Source organism: Nocardioides sp. Iso805N, assembly GCF_000364605.1.
Lineage (GTDB): Bacteria > Actinomycetota > Actinomycetes > Propionibacteriales > Nocardioidaceae > Nocardioides.
In genome coordinates this window covers 356,520-371,156 of record NZ_KB822575.1, presented here as the reverse complement: position 1 = coordinate 371,156, position 14,637 = coordinate 356,520, and the positions used below count along the sequence as shown (strand labels likewise).

The following is a 14,637-nucleotide window of genomic DNA, read 5'->3' as shown; positions in this document are numbered from 1 at the left end:
ACGGCCTCAACTGGATGAGCCACGGCACCCAGGACGTCTATCCGACCTTCCTCAAGTCGACCGACCAGGGCGGGCCCGGTCTCGGTGAGACCACGGCGCTGGTGATCGCGATGATCTACAACGTGGGCGCGATCGGCGGCGGCCTGCTCTTCGGCGTTCTCCCAGACCGCCGGATGGCTGGCACTGGGCGCCTTCCTCATGCAGTTCTTCGTGCAGGGCGCGTGGGGCGTCATCCCGGCCCACCTCACCGAGCTCTCGCCAGACGCGATCCGCGGCTTCTATCCTGGCGTCACCTATCGGCTCGGGAATCTGTTCGCCGCGCTCAACCTGCCCCTCCAGGAGCACCTGGCGAGCGCCCACTCCTACCCGTTCGCGCTGACGGTCACGATCGTGCCGGTGCTGATCCTGGTCGCGGGCATCACCCTGGTCGGGCACGAGGCGCGCGGGATCGAGTTCGGCGGGAAGGCTCCGGATCCTGCCCAGGCTCGCAGCTAGGTGTCGAGGTCGTCGACGTGGATCGGCACACCCGGTGGCGCCGTCGATATGGGTGAGCCGGTTGAGCCGAGATGGGCATAGGGGCACACGTGTGCCCCTATGCCCATCTCGCGTCGTCCCCTCGAGAATCTGCCCGGGGTGCGAGAACGCGGCTCAGCCGGCCGCGGGACCCTGGTCCGGGCCGGACTCGGCGACGAAGTCCTGCTGACGGATCAGGACGAAGCTGCTGATCGCCGCGACCAGTGCGATCACCGCCGCGATCAGGATGATGTGGTCCAGCGCGCTGGTGAAGCTGTCGACCGCCGCTGCCGAGACCTTCTGCCGTGCGGCGGCCGGCACCTGAGCGACGACGGTCTTCAGCTGGCCGCCGGTGACCCCCTCGGCCACCTTGCCGGCGTACGGCGCGGTCTGGCTGCCGGCCAGGCGCTCGGAGATGCCGTCCGAGATGCGGGTGGCGAAGATCGAGCCGAGCGCAGCGATGCCGGTCGCGATGCCGACCTGGCGGAAGGTGGAGTTGACCCCCGACGCCATCCCCGACCGGTCGGGGGAGACGACACCGACAGCCGTGGAGGCCAGCGGCGGGTTGATCATGCCGACGCCCACGCCGCACACGATCAGGCCCGGGATGAGGTGCTTCCACGTGCTGTCGGCGTCGATGCCGAGCAGCAGGAACAGCCCAGCCGAGAGGAGCACGAAGCCGGGGCCGATCAGGAGCTTGGTCGCCACCCGCTCGGTCAGCCGGCCGGCGATCGCGGCCGCGACGAAGGAGGCGGCCGAGAGGAAGAGGAAGCGCAGGCCCGTCGCGACGGCGGAGTAGCCGAGGACGTCCTGCACGTAGATCACCAGGTAGGTCAGCAGCGAGAAGACCGACGAGGAGACGCCGAAGGCCGCGATCAGGCCGCCGCAGAACGTCGGCTTGCGCAGCAGGGCCAGGTCGAACATCGGGTGCTGCTGGCGAAGCTCGCCGATCACGAAGACCGCCAGCAGCACCACCGCTGCCACCAGGCACGCGATCACCCGCGTCGACCCCCAGCCCAGAGCGGGCCGGCCGGCCTCGATCAGGCCGTAGACGAGCGCGCCCAGCGCCAGGCTGAAGCTGACGAAGCCGAACCAGTCCGGACGGCCCGCCTTCGGGTCGCGCGACTCCTGCACCTTCGCGACCGTGATCGCCAGCGCCACCACGCAGATCGGGATGTTCACGAAGAAGATCCAGCGCCACGACAGCCCCGAGGTGAGGAGGCCACCCAGCACCGGGCCGACCGCCACCGCCACGCCCGTGGTCGCACCGAAGGCACCGAATGCGATCCCGCGCTCCCGCCCCCGGTACGCCGAGGCCAGCAGCGCCAGCGCCGTCGCGAACATCGCCGCCCCACCGATTCCCTGGAACGCCCGCGAGAGCTGCAGGACGGTGATGGTCTGGGCGGCGCCGCACGCTGCCGAGCCGATGGTGAACAGCACCGTGCCGATCAGGAACAGCCGTCGCCGGCCGTAGAGGTCTGCCAGCGATCCGGCGGTGAGCAGCAGCGCCGCCAGGCTCAGGGCGTAGGCGTCGATCACCCACTGCAGCCCGGACAGGTCGGCGTGGAGCTGCTGCTGGATGTCGGGCAGGGCGACGTTCACGATGGTGACGTCGAGCAACAGCATGAAGACGCCCGTGCAGACCGCGGCCAGGGTCCACCACTCGGTGCCCTGGGCGCGGTCCTCGGTCGTGGCGAGATGACTCATGGAAGGCAGGTGTCCCGAATCGGAGTCCGATACCCCTGGGGGTTGCGCGTGATCAGCGTCATGCTGGAGGCACGAGGTCCCTGTCCCAGGAACCGGCGGGCTCGGTTGAACCGGACGATGTCCGATCTCGTGTCAGCCATGGAGGTGAGCGATGGCCGGCGACCCGGAGGCGCTGCGGGCACTGCACCATGCCCATGCAGCACCCCTGTGGGCCTACGTCGTACGACTGACGGGGGATCGAGCGCGGGCCGAGGACGTCGTGCAGGAGACCATGCTGCGCGCCTGGCGGCGCGGGATCACCGACATCGACGGGGGCGGGTCCGCCCGGGCGTGGCTCTTCACCGTGGCCCGCAACCTGGTCGTCGACGACGCCCGCAGCGCCCGCGCTCGACACGAGTCGACCAGCGACCGGCTGCCCGAGGAGTCCGTCGAGGACGAGGTCGATGCGCTGTTCGAGTCGCTGCTCGTGGCCGACGCGCTGCGGGCGCTGTCGGAGGACCACCGCTCGGTCGTGCTGAGGGCCTACTACGCCCGACTGACCGTGGCCGAGATCGCCGCCGAGCTGGCCATCCCGGCGGGCACGGTGAAGTCGCGCCTGCACTACGGACTGCGCGCGCTGCGACTGGCGCTGCAGGAGAGGGGAGTGACGCGATGAGGGAGCACGAGCGCTACGCCGACTGGGACGGTGCCTACGTGCTGGGTGCGTTGACCCCGTTCGAGCGCGGCGAGTACGAGCGACACCTCGCCGAGTGCCTGCTGTGCCAGGACGCGGTCGCCGAGCTCACCCCGCTGCCGGGCCTGCTCGCGCGGGTCGACCCGGACACCCTCGACTCGGTCGACGAGCTTCCCCCCGCCGACCTGGAGCGACGGCTGATGGCGGCCGCGCGGCCCGTCTGGTGGCGGCGTACGTCGACGCGGGTCGCGCTCGGCCTGGCCGCCGCCGCTGCCGTGATCGCGGCGGTCCTCCTCCCGATGACCCTCGGCCAGGATCATGCGGCCGGGCTGGTCGACGTCGCGCTGCACAGTGCGACGGGTTCGGCGATGCCACTGAGCGCGGACGTGGCGCTGGCGCCCGAGCAGTGGGGGACGCGGGTGGAGATGACCTGCACCTATGCCTCCACCGGCTCCGCCTACGCCAGCCACGCCTACGCGCTCTACGTCGTCGACGCCGACGGGCACAAGCAGCGCGTCTCGACGTGGCGCAGCGGGCCGGGCGAGACCGCCCGCACCACCGGTTCGACCGACCTCGAGCTCGGCGACATCACGCGGGTGGAGCTGCGCGACGTCGCCACCGACACCGTGCTGCTCTCCTCGGCCGGGTGACCCACGCGACGAATTCCACGCGCACCCGCCGGGTGTTTGCGGGTACAGGTGCTCATGAACACGCTCCTCGACGTTCTGGACCAGCCACCCTTGGCCGTCGACGACGCCCCCTCCGACGGCTTCGTCGACTGCCGCGGCGTGCTGCACACGTGGGACGAGGCGGACGACTGATGGCGGTGCTGCCCAAGCCGCGCGGTCCGCTCAGCGAGGAGCTCGTGGGAAGGCTCGTCGCGGGCGGAAAGGTGGCGCCCCTCGCTGTGGAGCCCGGGAGTCCGGAGGATGCCGCCCTGAGCCTGTGGATCCTCTACGAGCTCAGCTATCGCGGGTACGCCGAGGTCGACGACCGGCTCGAGCACGACCCTGAGCTGGTCCGGGTCCGTCGCCGGCTGGAGGACGACCTCGAGCAGCGGCTGCGGGCACGCTGGCCCGGACGCCCCGACGTGGCTGCGGATGCCGACTTCGCCGAGGCGTTCTTCGCCATGATCGAGGCCGACGACGGCCCCTCGCTGGCGCGGTTCGTGCAGCGCGAAGCCACAGCTGACCAGGCGATCGAGCTGCTCCAGCACCGCTCGCTCTACCACCTCAAGGAGTCCGACCCGGTCGCCTTCGCGCTGCCGCGGATGCCCGTCGCGGCGCGCGCCGCGTTGGCCGAGCTGCAGTACGACGAGTACGGCGGCGGCCGACCCGAGCGTCTGCACGCGCACCTCTTCGCCGAGGGCATGGCGGCCCTCGGGCTGGAGTCGACCGAGGGCACGTACGTCGACCAGGCGCCTCTGGAGGTGCTCGAGCAGAACAACGCGATGAGCCTGTTCGGGCTCAACCGCCGCCTGCGGGGCGCCGCGGTGGGCCACCTGGCAGCCTTCGAGGCGACCAGCTCGCTACCGTGTCGCCGGATGGCGCAGGGCCTCGCTCGCCTCGGCCTGCCCGAGGAGGTCCGGGCCTACTACGAGGAGCACGTCGAGGCCGACGCGGTGCACGAACAGCTCGCCACCCGGCTGATCTGCCTGCCGCTGATCGAGGCGGAGCCTGACACGGAGGACGACGTGTGGTTCGGCGCCTGGACGTGCCTGGAGACCGAGAGCCGGGTCGCCCAGCACCTGCTCGAGCGCTGGGGCGTCGCGTGAGCGGGCAGGGCGCGTCCCGTGCCTCGGCCGACGTGATCATCTGTCCCGGCGGCCCGCTGCTGCTGCGCGGCGATCACGTGATCGCCGACGAGGACGGCGTCGAGCACACCACCACCCGCCCGATCTCGGCGGTCTGCCGCTGCGGCAAGTCGGCGACCAAGCCGTGGTGCGACGGCACCCACAAGGCCATCCCGGCGCGCAACAGGCCCTAGCCGCCCGAGAGAATGCCGCCATGGGATGGACTCTGATCACCGGCGGCACCCGCGGCATCGGCGCGGCCATCGCGAGGCGGCTGGCCGCGGCCGGCCATGACCTCGTCCTCGGCTATCGCTCCGACGAGGATGCTGCCGCGGCCACTGCGGCCGAGGTGCGCTCGTGCGGCGTACGGTGCCAGACCGTGCGTGCGGACCTGGCCGAGCCGGACGGTGTCGAGCGCCTCTTCGGTGCCGTCTCCGAGCAGCTCACCGGCGTGGTCAACAACGCCGGCGCGACCTACCGCTACGCCCCGCTGGCGCAGACGCCGGTCGAGGAGATCCGGCGTACGGTCGAGGTCAACCTGACCGCACCGCTGCTGGTGGCGCGGGCCGCGGTGCTGGCGATGAGCACGACGTACGGCGGAGCGGGCGGCGTGCTCCTCAACATCTCCTCCGGCGCGGCCACGCTCGGCTCGCCGGGTGAGTACGTGCACTATGCGGCCGCGAAGGCGGGCGTCGACGCGTTCACCCGGGGGCTCGGCCTGGAGGTCGCCGACCAGGGCATCCGGGTGGTCGGGGTGGCGCCCGGCCTGGTCGACACCGACCTGCACGCGGCGACGGGCGATGCCGACCGGGTCGAGCGGATGGCCGCCGCCATCCCGCTGCGCCGCGCCGCTGAGGGCGCCGAGATCGCCGGTGCGGTCGCGTGGCTGATGAGCGACGAGGCCGGTTACGTCACGGCGACGACGCTGCGGGTGGCGGGCGGGCGGTAGTGGGGCGGTGAGTGGGGCGGTTGTGACCCCTGAGGGTCACAACCGCCCCACCGGCGCTACCGCTCCCAGACCCGGTGCTCGGCCAGCAGCCCTGCGACCTCGGTGAAGACCGCCTCACCCGCGTCGCCGACGATCACGCCGGCCGCCGACGGCTGGAGCCGGGCCGCGACGAGGGCCGCCTCACCGTCACCCCAGGCGCCGATAGCCTTGTTCTGCCGGAAGGTCTCGGTGAGCAGCAGCGAGACCCGCGGGTCGTCTGCGTGGGCGCCGATGCCCGAGGCGAGCAGCACCGCGTCGAACTCGATCGAGCGGGCCGTGTCGAAGGAGCGCTGCAACGGGATCCCGGACGGCAGCTGACCACCCGTCGGCCCGATCAGCAGCGGCACCAGCCCAGCGTCGAAGACCGCCGTACGTAGCGCTGCGATCTCCTCCTCGGGGCAGTCGGGGCAGGTCACCACGCCGATGATCCGGCCGTCGATCGGCCAGCTCTCGCCGATCATCGACAGCGCCGGGCTCGGGTCGGGTTCCGCGAGCTTGACCGTCGCCTTCGGTGCCGGCAGCCCCAGGTTCGCGGCCACCCGGGAGCACAGCGTGGCGTCGATGTTGGCCAGGCACTGCAGCTGCCGCTCCTTGATCGCCTGCTCGTAGACCTTGCCCAGCTCGAAGGAGTACGCCGAGACGATGTGGTCCTGCTCGACCGGCGTCATCGAGAGCCAGAACAGCCGCACCTGGCTGAAGTGGTCGTCGAAGGACGCCGCCTGGGCGCGCGTCTTGGGCGCCGCCGCCACCTGGACGGGTGCCTCCACGAAGGCCTGGTCGTCGGCGCCGGCGTGGAAGGGGCAGCCGCCGTCCAGCGAGTTGGGCCGGTACGGCGCGACGCCGCGGTGCACCGCGTCCTGGTGGAAGCCGTCACGCAGCATGTCGTTGACCGGTGAGTGCGGCCGGTTGATCGGGATCTGGTTGAAGTTCGGGCCGCCGAGCCGGGTCAGCTGGGTGTCGATGTAGGAGAACAGCCGGGCCTGCAGGAGGGCGTCGTCGGTGACGTCGATCCCGCGCACCAGGTTGCCGGGGTGGAAGGCGACCTGCTCGGTCTCGGCGAAGTAGTTCGACGGGTTGCGGTTGAGCACCAGCTTGCCGACGGGCTGCACCGGTGCCAGCTCCTCGGGCACGAACTTGGTCGGGTCGAGCAGGTCGATGCCGTGGAACATCTGCTCCGGGGTGTCGGGGAAGACCTGGACGCCCAGCTCCCACTCCGGGAAGGCGCCGGACTCGATCGCGTCGGCGAGGTCGCGGCGGTGGAGGTCGGGGTCGAAGCCGCAGGCGAGCTGGGCCTCCTCCCAGGTCAGCGCGTGTGCGCCCAGCTTCGGCTTCCAGTGGAACTTCGCCAGCGACGTCTCTCCGGCCGCGTTCATCAGCCGGAAGGTGTGGACGCCGAAGCCCTCCATCATCCGCAGCGAGCGCGGGATGCCCCGGTCGGACATGTTCCACATCGTGTGCGCCTGGCCCTCGGTGTGCAGCGAGACGAAGTCCCAGAACGTGTCGTGCGCGCTCTGCGCCTGCGGGATCTCGCGGTCGGGGTGCGGCTTGCCGGCGTGGATGACGTCGGGGAACTTGATCCCGTCCTGGATGAAGAAGACCGGGATGTTGTTGCCGACCAGGTCGAAGATGCCCTCGTCGGTGTAGAACTTCGTCGCGAAGCCGCGGGTGTCGCGCACCGTGTCGGCCGAGCCGCGCGACCCGAGGACGGTGGAGAACCGGGTGAAGGTCGGCGTCTCGACGCCCTTGCCGAGGAACGCCGCGCTCGTCACCTCGTCGGCGGTGCCGTAGCCGGTGAAGACACCGTGGGCCGCCGCACCGCGTGCGTGTACGACGCGCTCCGGGATCCGCTCGTGGTCGAAGTGGGTGATCTTCTCGCGCAGGTGGTGGTCCTGCAGCAGCGTCGGGCCACGCTCACCGGCCTTGAGGGAGTGGTCGGTGTCGCGCAGCCGGGCACCCGCCGACGTGGTGAGGAACGCACCCTGCTGGGCGTTGACGGCCTGGTCCTCGTTCGCCTCCACGCCCGTCGGCGTACGCACCTCCGGCCCGCTCTGGTCGGGCTTCGGGGGCAGCGGCTCGCGAGGGGTGGTGGGCTCGTCGAGGGGAGCCGGCTCTGTGCCTGGTACGCCGGGAACGTTTTCGTCGGTCATAGGGATCCTCCGAATATCTGGGGTGGGGGAGCCCGTCGGGCTCGACGTATCCCGTACCCATGGAGCCCGTCGACATCCGCGTACTGCGGGCGGCCGTGAGGGGCCCGGCACTCACCGCCCTCCTTCCCGCCCTCGTTCCAGCCGTCGCGCCCGGCGGCGGAGCGCGAGCATCCCTGCTCCGGCCAGGACCAGGGCCGGGCCGAGGAGCGCCGCGGCCCGTCCGAGTGACGATCCGGTGTCGGCCAGGTCGGCAGGACCGGTAGTCCAGTCCTGCGGGGGCGCACTCGACAAGGCGGCCGCTCCAGGCGTCGGCGACGGGGCGGGTGACTGCTCGGCGGATCCGACGGGCAGCAGTGTGGGCTCGGCCTCCGAGGTGGAGGGTTTCTGCGTCGGCGCGACCGAGGCGGTCGGGGAGGGCGTCGAGGACGGTGTCGCGTCGACCGTACGACGGATCACGATGTCGTTGCCGTCGCCGCCGACGTAGCTGATCTGCCACGGTTCGCCGCCGAGGGTGAGCGAGGCGCCTTCGGGCAACCCCGCGAACGTCCCGGTGACAGGCTGCCCGCTGCGGTTGTCCACGAGAAGCACCTGCTGCCCGGTCGCGGGAAGACTCGTGGCATCCACCGTGAGAGCGCCGTTCACCGTCACCGGGCCGCTGCTCGTGAGGTGGCTCGAGGTGTCACCGTCGACCGTGACGTCGAGGCCGCCGTCCGGGTTCACCTCGAGGCCCGCGACGCTCCCGGACCCGGAGATCGTGGAGCCGGCCCCGACGCTCACCGGCCCGTCGACGGGCCCGGTCACGACGAGTCGACGTACGGTGCTGGTCAGCGAGGCGACGGAGACCGACCCCGAGAAGGTCATCGTGCCGGCGCCGACGACGGTGAGCGGGGCGCCCCCGTCGACCGGCCCGGCGAAGGTGAGCGCCGAGGTATCCGTCGCGGCTGCCGTCGCGAAGGTGGCGGCCGCGGTGAGCGTGACAGGGCCGGCGAGCACCGGCTGGACGTCCTGGCCGTTGGACCTGACCCGAAGCGCTCCCGGGGCCCACGACGACGGGTCCACGGGCGAGGCCGTACCGTCCCCGCCGACCTCGATCGGGAAGTCGTAGGTCCCGTCGCCGAATCCGAGCGCCGCCCCCGGTTCGACCCGCGCGGTCGCGGGGGAGGCGTCGGGGACGTTGAGGTCCGCGCGTCCCGCGGTGGCTCCGTCCACGACGAGGTCGCTGATCGCGTTCGGCCCGCGCTGGAACAGCACCTGTCCCGGGCCGGCGACGGTCAGCGGCTGCCCGCCTGTGACGGGGGCGCGCAGGCTGAGGATCCCGGCGTCGTACGAGGAAGTGATCACGACCGGCTCGGTCGTGATCAGGGGGACGAGCCAGAGGAACTGCCTCGAGCCCTCCGGATCCTGCCCGGCCAGGTCGACGCTCATCGGGCCGGCCAGGGTGACGGCGGCGTCGTTCGCCGGCTCGACCGTCCACGCGCCCGCCGAGGTGATGCCGCCGAGAGTGACGTTGGGGAGGTCGTCCACACTCGACGCGTCCGGCGGCGCGATCGGGAAGGTGACCGCATCGCCATCGACGGGCGGGGCCCCGATCGACCACGAGGAGCCGGCGGACCAGTCGTCCCCGTCCGCGCCGACCCACCCCGCCGTCGCCGCGACCGCGGGCGCCGCGGTGGCGAGGGCGAGGATCAGGGCGCCGATCGGTGCGCCGTACCGGGCCAGGGGCAACCCCCGGGGGCCAGCCGCACGTGTGGTCATACGCCTCCCGAGCCCGTCGCGATCGGCACCCTCACCCTACGCCGCGCTCGGACCCGACGCTCGGACCCGGGGAGGGCGCCGTCTCGGGACCGGTGCGATCGCAGGGCAGAACCACGCGATGACAGGCCGGTGGCCGGTGCTACTTTGCTGAGGAATGCCCGAGTGACCCCTAGCGAGGTGACAGATGCAGGTGCGCGACGCAGCTGCCTTGGTCACCGGTGCGTCCGCGGGCATCGGCGCGGACGTCGCCGAGCTCCTCGGCGAGCGCGGCGCGCGGGTGCTGGTGCACGGTCGCGACGCCGACCGCACCGCCGCGGTCGCCGACAGGATCGGGGGGCGGCCGATCCTCGCCGACCTCGCCACCGCGGCAGGGGTCGATGAGTTGGCCGCCGGGGCCGGCGCCGTCGACGTACTCGTGCTCAACGCGGGGGCCGGTCACGCCGGTCCGTTCTTGGAGATGCAGGCCGACCTGATCGAGGAGCTGCTCGCGCTCGACCTGACCGGCGCGATCCGGCTCACGCACGCGCTGCTCCCCGGGATGCTGGCGCGCGGCCGCGGGCAGCTGTGCTTCGTCTCCAGCATCGCCGGCCGGACGGGGGTGGCCGGAGAGGCGGTGTACGCCGCGGCGAAGGCCGGGCTCGATGCCTTCGCCGAGAGCCTGCGCCTGGAGCTGGCGGGATCGGGTGTCGGGGTCAGCGTGGTGGTCCCGGCCGTGGTGGAGACCGGCTTCTTCGCCCGTCGTGGTCGGCCCTACGAGCGGCGCTCGCCACGGCCGGTGCCGTCGCACCAGGTCGCGGCTGCCGTCGTGCGCGCGATCGAGGCGGACCGGGCCGAGGTCTTCGTGCCCGGCTGGACCCGGATCGCGCCGGCCGTGCGCGCGGTCGCGCCCGCCGCCTTCCGCCGGCTCTCGCTGCGGTACGGCGAGGACGTGAGGAGCCGGTGAACCGACCGGAGGTGGTCTTCGTCCTGGGCGCGCTCGCTGCGTTCGGGTTCGCCTGGTCCGCCTTCCTGCAGCAGCGGGCCAGCACCCACCTGGCCGGTCGGCCCGGCGCGGCGCTGTCCCGCAAGGGCCTGCCCGGCGCCGTCCGGCTGATGGGTCGGCTGGTGCACAGCCGGGCGTGGTTCGTCGGCTGGGTGGTCAACCTGCTGGCGTTCGTGGTGCAGGCGGCCGCCCTGCACCTCGGCTCGATCGCCGCGGTGCAGCCGCTGATGACCACCCAGGTGCTGTTCACCATCGGGCTCTCGTCCTGGACCGCGCGGCGTTGGCCGACGACCCTCGACTGGCTGGCCGGCGCCTCGATCTGCGGCGGCATCACCTTGCTGATGATGGTCGACGGGGCCGCGCCGCTGACCGGCGAGGCCGACCGCGGCCGGGTGCTGCTGGTGACCGCAGCCGCAGCCGGCGCCGTCGCCGTACTCGTGGTGGCCAGCCGGTTCCGGCCCTCGCCGGCGCTCGCCGCGCTGCTGCTTGCCTGTGCTGCGGGGGTCTGCTTCGCGATGACGGCGATGTTCATGAAGCTGACCACCGACGACCTGATCGACAAGGGCGTCGCGGCGACCGCCCGCGACTGGGTGGGCTACGGGCTCGCCGTCAGCACCAGTGTCGGGCTCGCGCTGGGCCAGCTCTCGCACGCTGCCGGACCGCTGCCGTGGTCGATGTCGGCGATGAACATCGTCAACCCGGTCGTCAGCTACATCTCGGGCATGATCGCCTTCGGCGCCGACCTGCCCACCAGTGCGGGCGCCCTCGCCGGCATCGCCGGTGCTGCCGCGCTGCTGATCCTCGGCGTGATCGGGCTGGTGCACTCACCCTCGATCAGAGCCTGGTCCCCGACCGATCCCACGCCGGAGGTGAGCAGTGCCTGAAGCGCCCGCGCGCAGGATCGTGGTCTGGCGGCAGGTGATGATCGGCCTACTGCTGTTCGGCTACTACCTCCTGGTCGACAGCCTGGACTCCGACGCCCGTCGCGCGCGGGCCGACCGGGACGGGCAGTGGCTGCTCGACCTGGAGCGGCACCTGCGGATCGACGTGGAGCAGCCGCTCAACGACTGGCTGGCGCGGCACGACCTGTTGCAGACGCTGGCCAACTACGAGTACGCCTACACCTACATCCTCAGTGCGCTCGCCACCTTCGTCTTCCTGCTGTGGAAGCGCCCCGACCTCTACCGCCGGGCACGGACGTCCTTCGTGTTGCTCACCGCGGTCGGCATCACCTGCTTCTGGCTGTTCCCGACCACGCCGCCGCGGATGCTGCCGGGCAACACGTTCTACGACACCGTCACGCACGGCCACACCGTCGGGTCCTGGGGATCCTCGGTGGTCTCCGGCGCCAACGAGCTGGCCGCGATGCCGTCGCTGCACATGGCGTGGGCGCTGTGGGTCAGCGTGGTGCTGGCCGCCGCCGGCGCGCGGGGCTGGCTGCAGGTGCTCTCCGCGCTGCACGTGGTGGTGACGCTGCTGGTGATCATGTCGACGGCGAACCACTACCTGCTCGACGCGGTGGCCGCGTTCGTGCTGGTCTGGGCCGCCGACCGCGTCGCCGGGCTGATCCACCCGGCCGACGAGCACGAGGTGGTGGCTTCGGCGGACGCGTTCTTCCTGCACGTCGAGGAGACCGGCGCGCCGCAGATCGTCGGCGGGCTGGTCTTCTACGAGGGCGCCGGCGGCGTACCGAGCCTGGCGGAGGTGCGCGACGTGATCGCCGCCGAGCTGCCGCACCTGCCGCGGTTCACCCAGCGGGTGCAGCAGTCGCGCTGGCGGCGGGCGCGCTGGGTGCCGGCGCCGGAGATCGACTGGTCGTGGCACCTGCGGGCGGTCCCGGTCGCCGATCGGGCCGGCGTGCACGCCGGGGTCGCGGCGCTGGCCGCCGAGCGGATGCCGCGAGACCGGCCGCTGTGGCGGGCGGCGGTCTTCGAGCAGCCCACCGGTGAGCGGTCGTTCGTGATCCTGATGCACCACACCATCGCGGACGGGATCGGCACCGTGCTCCAGGCGCTGCGGCTGCTCCGGCCGCTGATCGAGCTGCCCACCCCGCCCGCCCGGCCGACCGCGCTGCAGACCGCACTCGCCACGGCTGTCGGGTTCGCCCAGCTGGCCACCGACGGGGGTCGGCCGCGCTCCCTCGGTGAGCGCGGTGGGCACGGTGCGTCTGGGGACCGGCGCGCCTTCACCACCGCGGGGCTGCCGATGGCCGAGGTGAAGCAGGCTGCCGCCGGGCGCCGGGTCACCGACCTGATGCTCGCGCTGACCGCGGGCGCGATCGCCGACGTGCACCCCGAGCTGATCGCTCCGGCAGGCGGGACGCTGCGGATCGCGGTGCCGCTGATGGTGCGGGCGCCCGGCGCGGCGGCCGAGGGCAACGCCACGGCGGCGGTAATGGTCGACGTACCGCTGCGACCGGCCCCCACCGAGGAGCTGTACGACGAGATCAGCCGGCACACCGCGCGCCTGCGCACCCCGACCCGTGCGTTGGCCAGCCGCTGGGTGATGGCACACCTGCTGCGGGTGTTCCCCGAGCCTGCGGTGGGGTGGTTCGCCAGGACGGTCTACGGCCACCGGTTCTTCCACGGCATCGTGTCCAACATGCCCGGTCCCACCGAGCAGCTCAGCATGGCGGGCATCCCGCTGGTGGAGGTCTACCCGGTGCTGCCGCTGGCCCCGGGCGCGCCGTTCGTGCTCGGCGCGCTGAGCTGGAACGGCGTGCTCAGCGTCGGCCTGGCCACCGACCCGGCGCTCATCGACGCCGATCGGGTGGCGGCGGCGATCGTGGAGCGGCTGGCGACCCTGTCCGCGACGGCCCTCACCCCCACGCCAGCGCCAGCAGCAGCCGCGACCGCTCCCGCGGAGAGTCCAGCCGTTCGCCGAACAGATCCCTCAGCCGCCCCAGCCGATAGCTGACCGTCTGCGGGTGCACGTGCAGGTCGGCGGCGACGGCCAGCCGGTCGCCGTGGTGGCGCAGCCAGGAGACCAGCGTCTCGATCAGCCGCTCGCGCGCACCCGGCGAGAGCTCGTCGAGCGGGGCGAGCACCTGGGCCCGCAGGAAGCTCAGCAGCCGATCGTCGCGGTGCACGATGATCGTGTCGAGGTGGTCGTCGACGAAGACCGGGGCGCCCTGCAGCACGCCCTCCGCGCTCATCCGCAGCGCGAGCTGGGTGAGCTCCACACTGCGAGCCAGGGTGTCGATGGGCACGCTGATGCCGACGACGCAGCCGACGCCTGCCAGCGCCGTACGCAACTGCTCGCGGCGGGGTCCGAGCGGGTCGGCGACGATGGCGCCGACAAGGGTGCCCTGGCGCACCGGCAGCGCCGTGCTGTCCAGCCGGGAGATGAGGTCACGGGCCGAGGGCTCGGCGCCGCCGACCAGCACGACCGCGGCCTGGTCCGGTAGCCGCCAGCGGGCCCGGTCCGCAGCAGCGCGTACGGCGGCGACGGTCGCCCGCTCGGAGAGCAGCAGGTCGGCGAGGTCCTCACGGTGGTGCTCGCGTGCCCGCGAGTCGGCGCCCTGGGCCTGGAGGTAGCCGGTGGTGGAGGCCTGGGAGAGGTGGCTGACGAAGTCGAAGAGCCGCTCGGCGAGCACCGCGATCACGTCCGACGGGAGGTCGACGGTGCGGACCACCTCCGAGACGTGCCGCCAGGCGACCCGCGCGCCGAGCTGGTAGGCGGTCAGCAGCCGGGTCAGGTCGTGGCCGGCCTGCCACTGCAGGTGGCCGATCTGCTCGAAGAGCAGCTGCATGGCCTCCTGGTTCTCGGCGGGCTGGCTGCTCGGCCAGGTGGCGGCCATCAGCAGGCCGTGCAGGAAGCCGCCGGCACCTTCCTCGATGCTGCTCAGCTCGCTCTCCAGGAAGGCGGCGTAGTCAGGCCAGTCCTGGGCGAGCCGGTCCCGCACCTCCAGGAGCAGGTCCGGAAGGCGGTCGTTGAGGCGGCGCTCGAGCTCGGCCAGCAGGCGACTGTCGACCGCGCTCTCGCTGTGGGGATCGGTGAGGTTTGTCATCTGGTGCCAAGTTTCGTCCCAAAATTGGCGAGCGTAAAGGGCAGAGTTCGGCGTCGCCGAAGGTGTTACAT

The 14,637-nt window shown here is 72.3% G+C and carries 13 protein-coding genes; 9 read left to right on the top strand and 4 right to left on the bottom strand.

From position 1 onward, the window contains the following. Window positions 1–198 precede the first annotated feature (198 nt). Window positions 199–495, top strand: a complete 297-nt coding sequence (locus H036_RS25635; RefSeq protein WP_017933053.1) for a hypothetical protein — start codon at window positions 199–201, stop codon at window positions 493–495. A 153-nt stretch (window positions 496–648) separates the two neighbouring features. Here H036_RS25635 and H036_RS0101780 read toward each other — a convergent pair whose 3' ends face one another. Next, window positions 649–2,220 (bottom strand): MFS transporter, encoded by a 1,572-nt coding sequence (locus H036_RS0101780; protein ID WP_017933052.1) that lies wholly within the window; start codon window positions 2,218–2,220, stop codon window positions 649–651. 151 nt (window positions 2,221–2,371) lie between these two features. On the opposite strand from H036_RS0101780, the gene H036_RS0101775 reads away from it, so the two are divergent. The 5 genes from H036_RS0101775 to H036_RS0101750 all read left to right on the top strand — a co-directional run bounded on the left by H036_RS0101775 (window position 2,372) and on the right by H036_RS0101750 (window position 5,634). Then, window positions 2,372–2,875, top strand: coding sequence for a sigma-70 family RNA polymerase sigma factor (locus H036_RS0101775; protein WP_017933051.1), 504 nt, complete (start codon window positions 2,372–2,374; stop codon window positions 2,873–2,875). Continuing rightward, window positions 2,872–3,543 (top strand): anti-sigma factor family protein, encoded by a 672-nt coding sequence (locus tag H036_RS0101770; RefSeq protein WP_017933050.1) that lies wholly within the window; start codon window positions 2,872–2,874, stop codon window positions 3,541–3,543. The genes H036_RS0101775 and H036_RS0101770 overlap by 4 nt, the downstream gene beginning before the upstream one ends. 170 nt (window positions 3,544–3,713) lie before the next feature. After that, window positions 3,714–4,667 carry an iron-containing redox enzyme family protein gene (locus H036_RS0101760; RefSeq protein ID WP_017933048.1) on the top strand — a complete coding sequence of 318 codons (954 nt, stop codon included), beginning with the start codon at window positions 3,714–3,716 and terminating at the stop codon, window positions 4,665–4,667. Further along, entirely contained in the window at window positions 4,664–4,879 is a 216-nt protein-coding gene (locus H036_RS0101755; RefSeq protein ID WP_017933047.1) for a CDGSH iron-sulfur domain-containing protein, read from the top strand. The genes H036_RS0101760 and H036_RS0101755 overlap by 4 nt, the downstream gene beginning before the upstream one ends. Before the next feature lie 20 nt (window positions 4,880–4,899). Beyond that, window positions 4,900–5,634, top strand: coding sequence for an SDR family oxidoreductase (locus H036_RS0101750; protein WP_017933046.1), 735 nt, complete (start codon window positions 4,900–4,902; stop codon window positions 5,632–5,634). A 56-nt stretch (window positions 5,635–5,690) separates the two neighbouring features. Here the strand turns inward: H036_RS0101750 and H036_RS0101745 are convergent, their stop codons facing one another. Together H036_RS0101745 and H036_RS0101740 are read right to left on the bottom strand one after the other, a co-directional pair. After that, window positions 5,691–7,820, bottom strand: a complete 2,130-nt coding sequence (locus H036_RS0101745; RefSeq protein WP_017933045.1) for a catalase — start codon at window positions 7,818–7,820, stop codon at window positions 5,691–5,693. Between the two features lie 111 nt (window positions 7,821–7,931). Then, a complete protein-coding gene (locus tag H036_RS0101740) occupies window positions 7,932–9,575 on the bottom strand; it encodes a hypothetical protein (RefSeq protein WP_157416934.1) in 1,644 nt (547 codons plus the stop codon). 184 nt (window positions 9,576–9,759) lie between these two features. On the opposite strand from H036_RS0101740, the gene H036_RS0101735 reads away from it, so the two are divergent. The 3 genes from H036_RS0101735 to H036_RS24145 are packed head-to-tail and all read left to right on the top strand — an operon-like array spanning window position 9,760 to window position 13,473. After that, complete coding sequence (locus H036_RS0101735) at window positions 9,760–10,518, top strand: SDR family NAD(P)-dependent oxidoreductase (RefSeq protein ID WP_017933043.1); 759 nt, start codon at window positions 9,760–9,762, stop codon at window positions 10,516–10,518. Continuing rightward, complete coding sequence (locus H036_RS21510; protein WP_017933042.1) at window positions 10,515–11,441, top strand: DMT family transporter; 927 nt, start codon at window positions 10,515–10,517, stop codon at window positions 11,439–11,441. Before H036_RS0101735 ends, H036_RS21510 begins: the two co-directional genes overlap by 4 nt. Next, the gene (locus H036_RS24145; RefSeq protein WP_157416933.1) at window positions 11,434–13,473 is read left to right on the top strand and encodes a bifunctional phosphatase PAP2/O-acyltransferase family protein; all 2,040 of its coding nucleotides are present in this window, start codon (window positions 11,434–11,436) and stop codon (window positions 13,471–13,473) included. Before H036_RS21510 ends, H036_RS24145 begins: the two co-directional genes overlap by 8 nt. On the opposite strand, the gene H036_RS0101720 is transcribed toward H036_RS24145, so the two are convergent. Continuing rightward, window positions 13,376–14,566, bottom strand: coding sequence for a PucR family transcriptional regulator (locus H036_RS0101720; protein ID WP_017933041.1), 1,191 nt, complete (start codon window positions 14,564–14,566; stop codon window positions 13,376–13,378). The two genes, H036_RS24145 and H036_RS0101720, sit on opposite strands and share 98 nt — an antisense overlap. Window positions 14,567–14,637 lie beyond the last annotated feature (71 nt).

Excerpts from the sequence above, each read along its gene's own strand:
- H036_RS25635 (WP_017933053.1), top strand. The coding sequence starts at position 199 with ATGCAGTTCTTCGTGCAGGGCGCGTGGGGCGTCATCCCGGCCCACCTC.
- H036_RS0101780 (WP_017933052.1), bottom strand. The coding sequence starts at position 2,220 with ATGAGTCATCTCGCCACGACCGAGGACCGCGCCCAGGGCACCGAGTGG.
- H036_RS0101775 (WP_017933051.1), top strand. The coding sequence starts at position 2,372 with ATGGCCGGCGACCCGGAGGCGCTGCGGGCACTGCACCATGCCCATGCA.
- H036_RS0101770 (WP_017933050.1), top strand. The coding sequence starts at position 2,872 with ATGAGGGAGCACGAGCGCTACGCCGACTGGGACGGTGCCTACGTGCTG.
- H036_RS0101760 (WP_017933048.1), top strand. The coding sequence starts at position 3,714 with ATGGCGGTGCTGCCCAAGCCGCGCGGTCCGCTCAGCGAGGAGCTCGTG.
- H036_RS0101750 (WP_017933046.1), top strand. The coding sequence starts at position 4,900 with ATGGGATGGACTCTGATCACCGGCGGCACCCGCGGCATCGGCGCGGCC.
- H036_RS0101745 (WP_017933045.1), bottom strand. The coding sequence starts at position 7,820 with ATGACCGACGAAAACGTTCCCGGCGTACCAGGCACAGAGCCGGCTCCC.
- H036_RS0101740 (WP_157416934.1), bottom strand. The coding sequence starts at position 9,575 with ATGACCACACGTGCGGCTGGCCCCCGGGGGTTGCCCCTGGCCCGGTAC.
- H036_RS0101735 (WP_017933043.1), top strand. The coding sequence starts at position 9,760 with ATGCAGGTGCGCGACGCAGCTGCCTTGGTCACCGGTGCGTCCGCGGGC.
- H036_RS0101720 (WP_017933041.1), bottom strand. The coding sequence starts at position 14,566 with ATGACAAACCTCACCGATCCCCACAGCGAGAGCGCGGTCGACAGTCGC.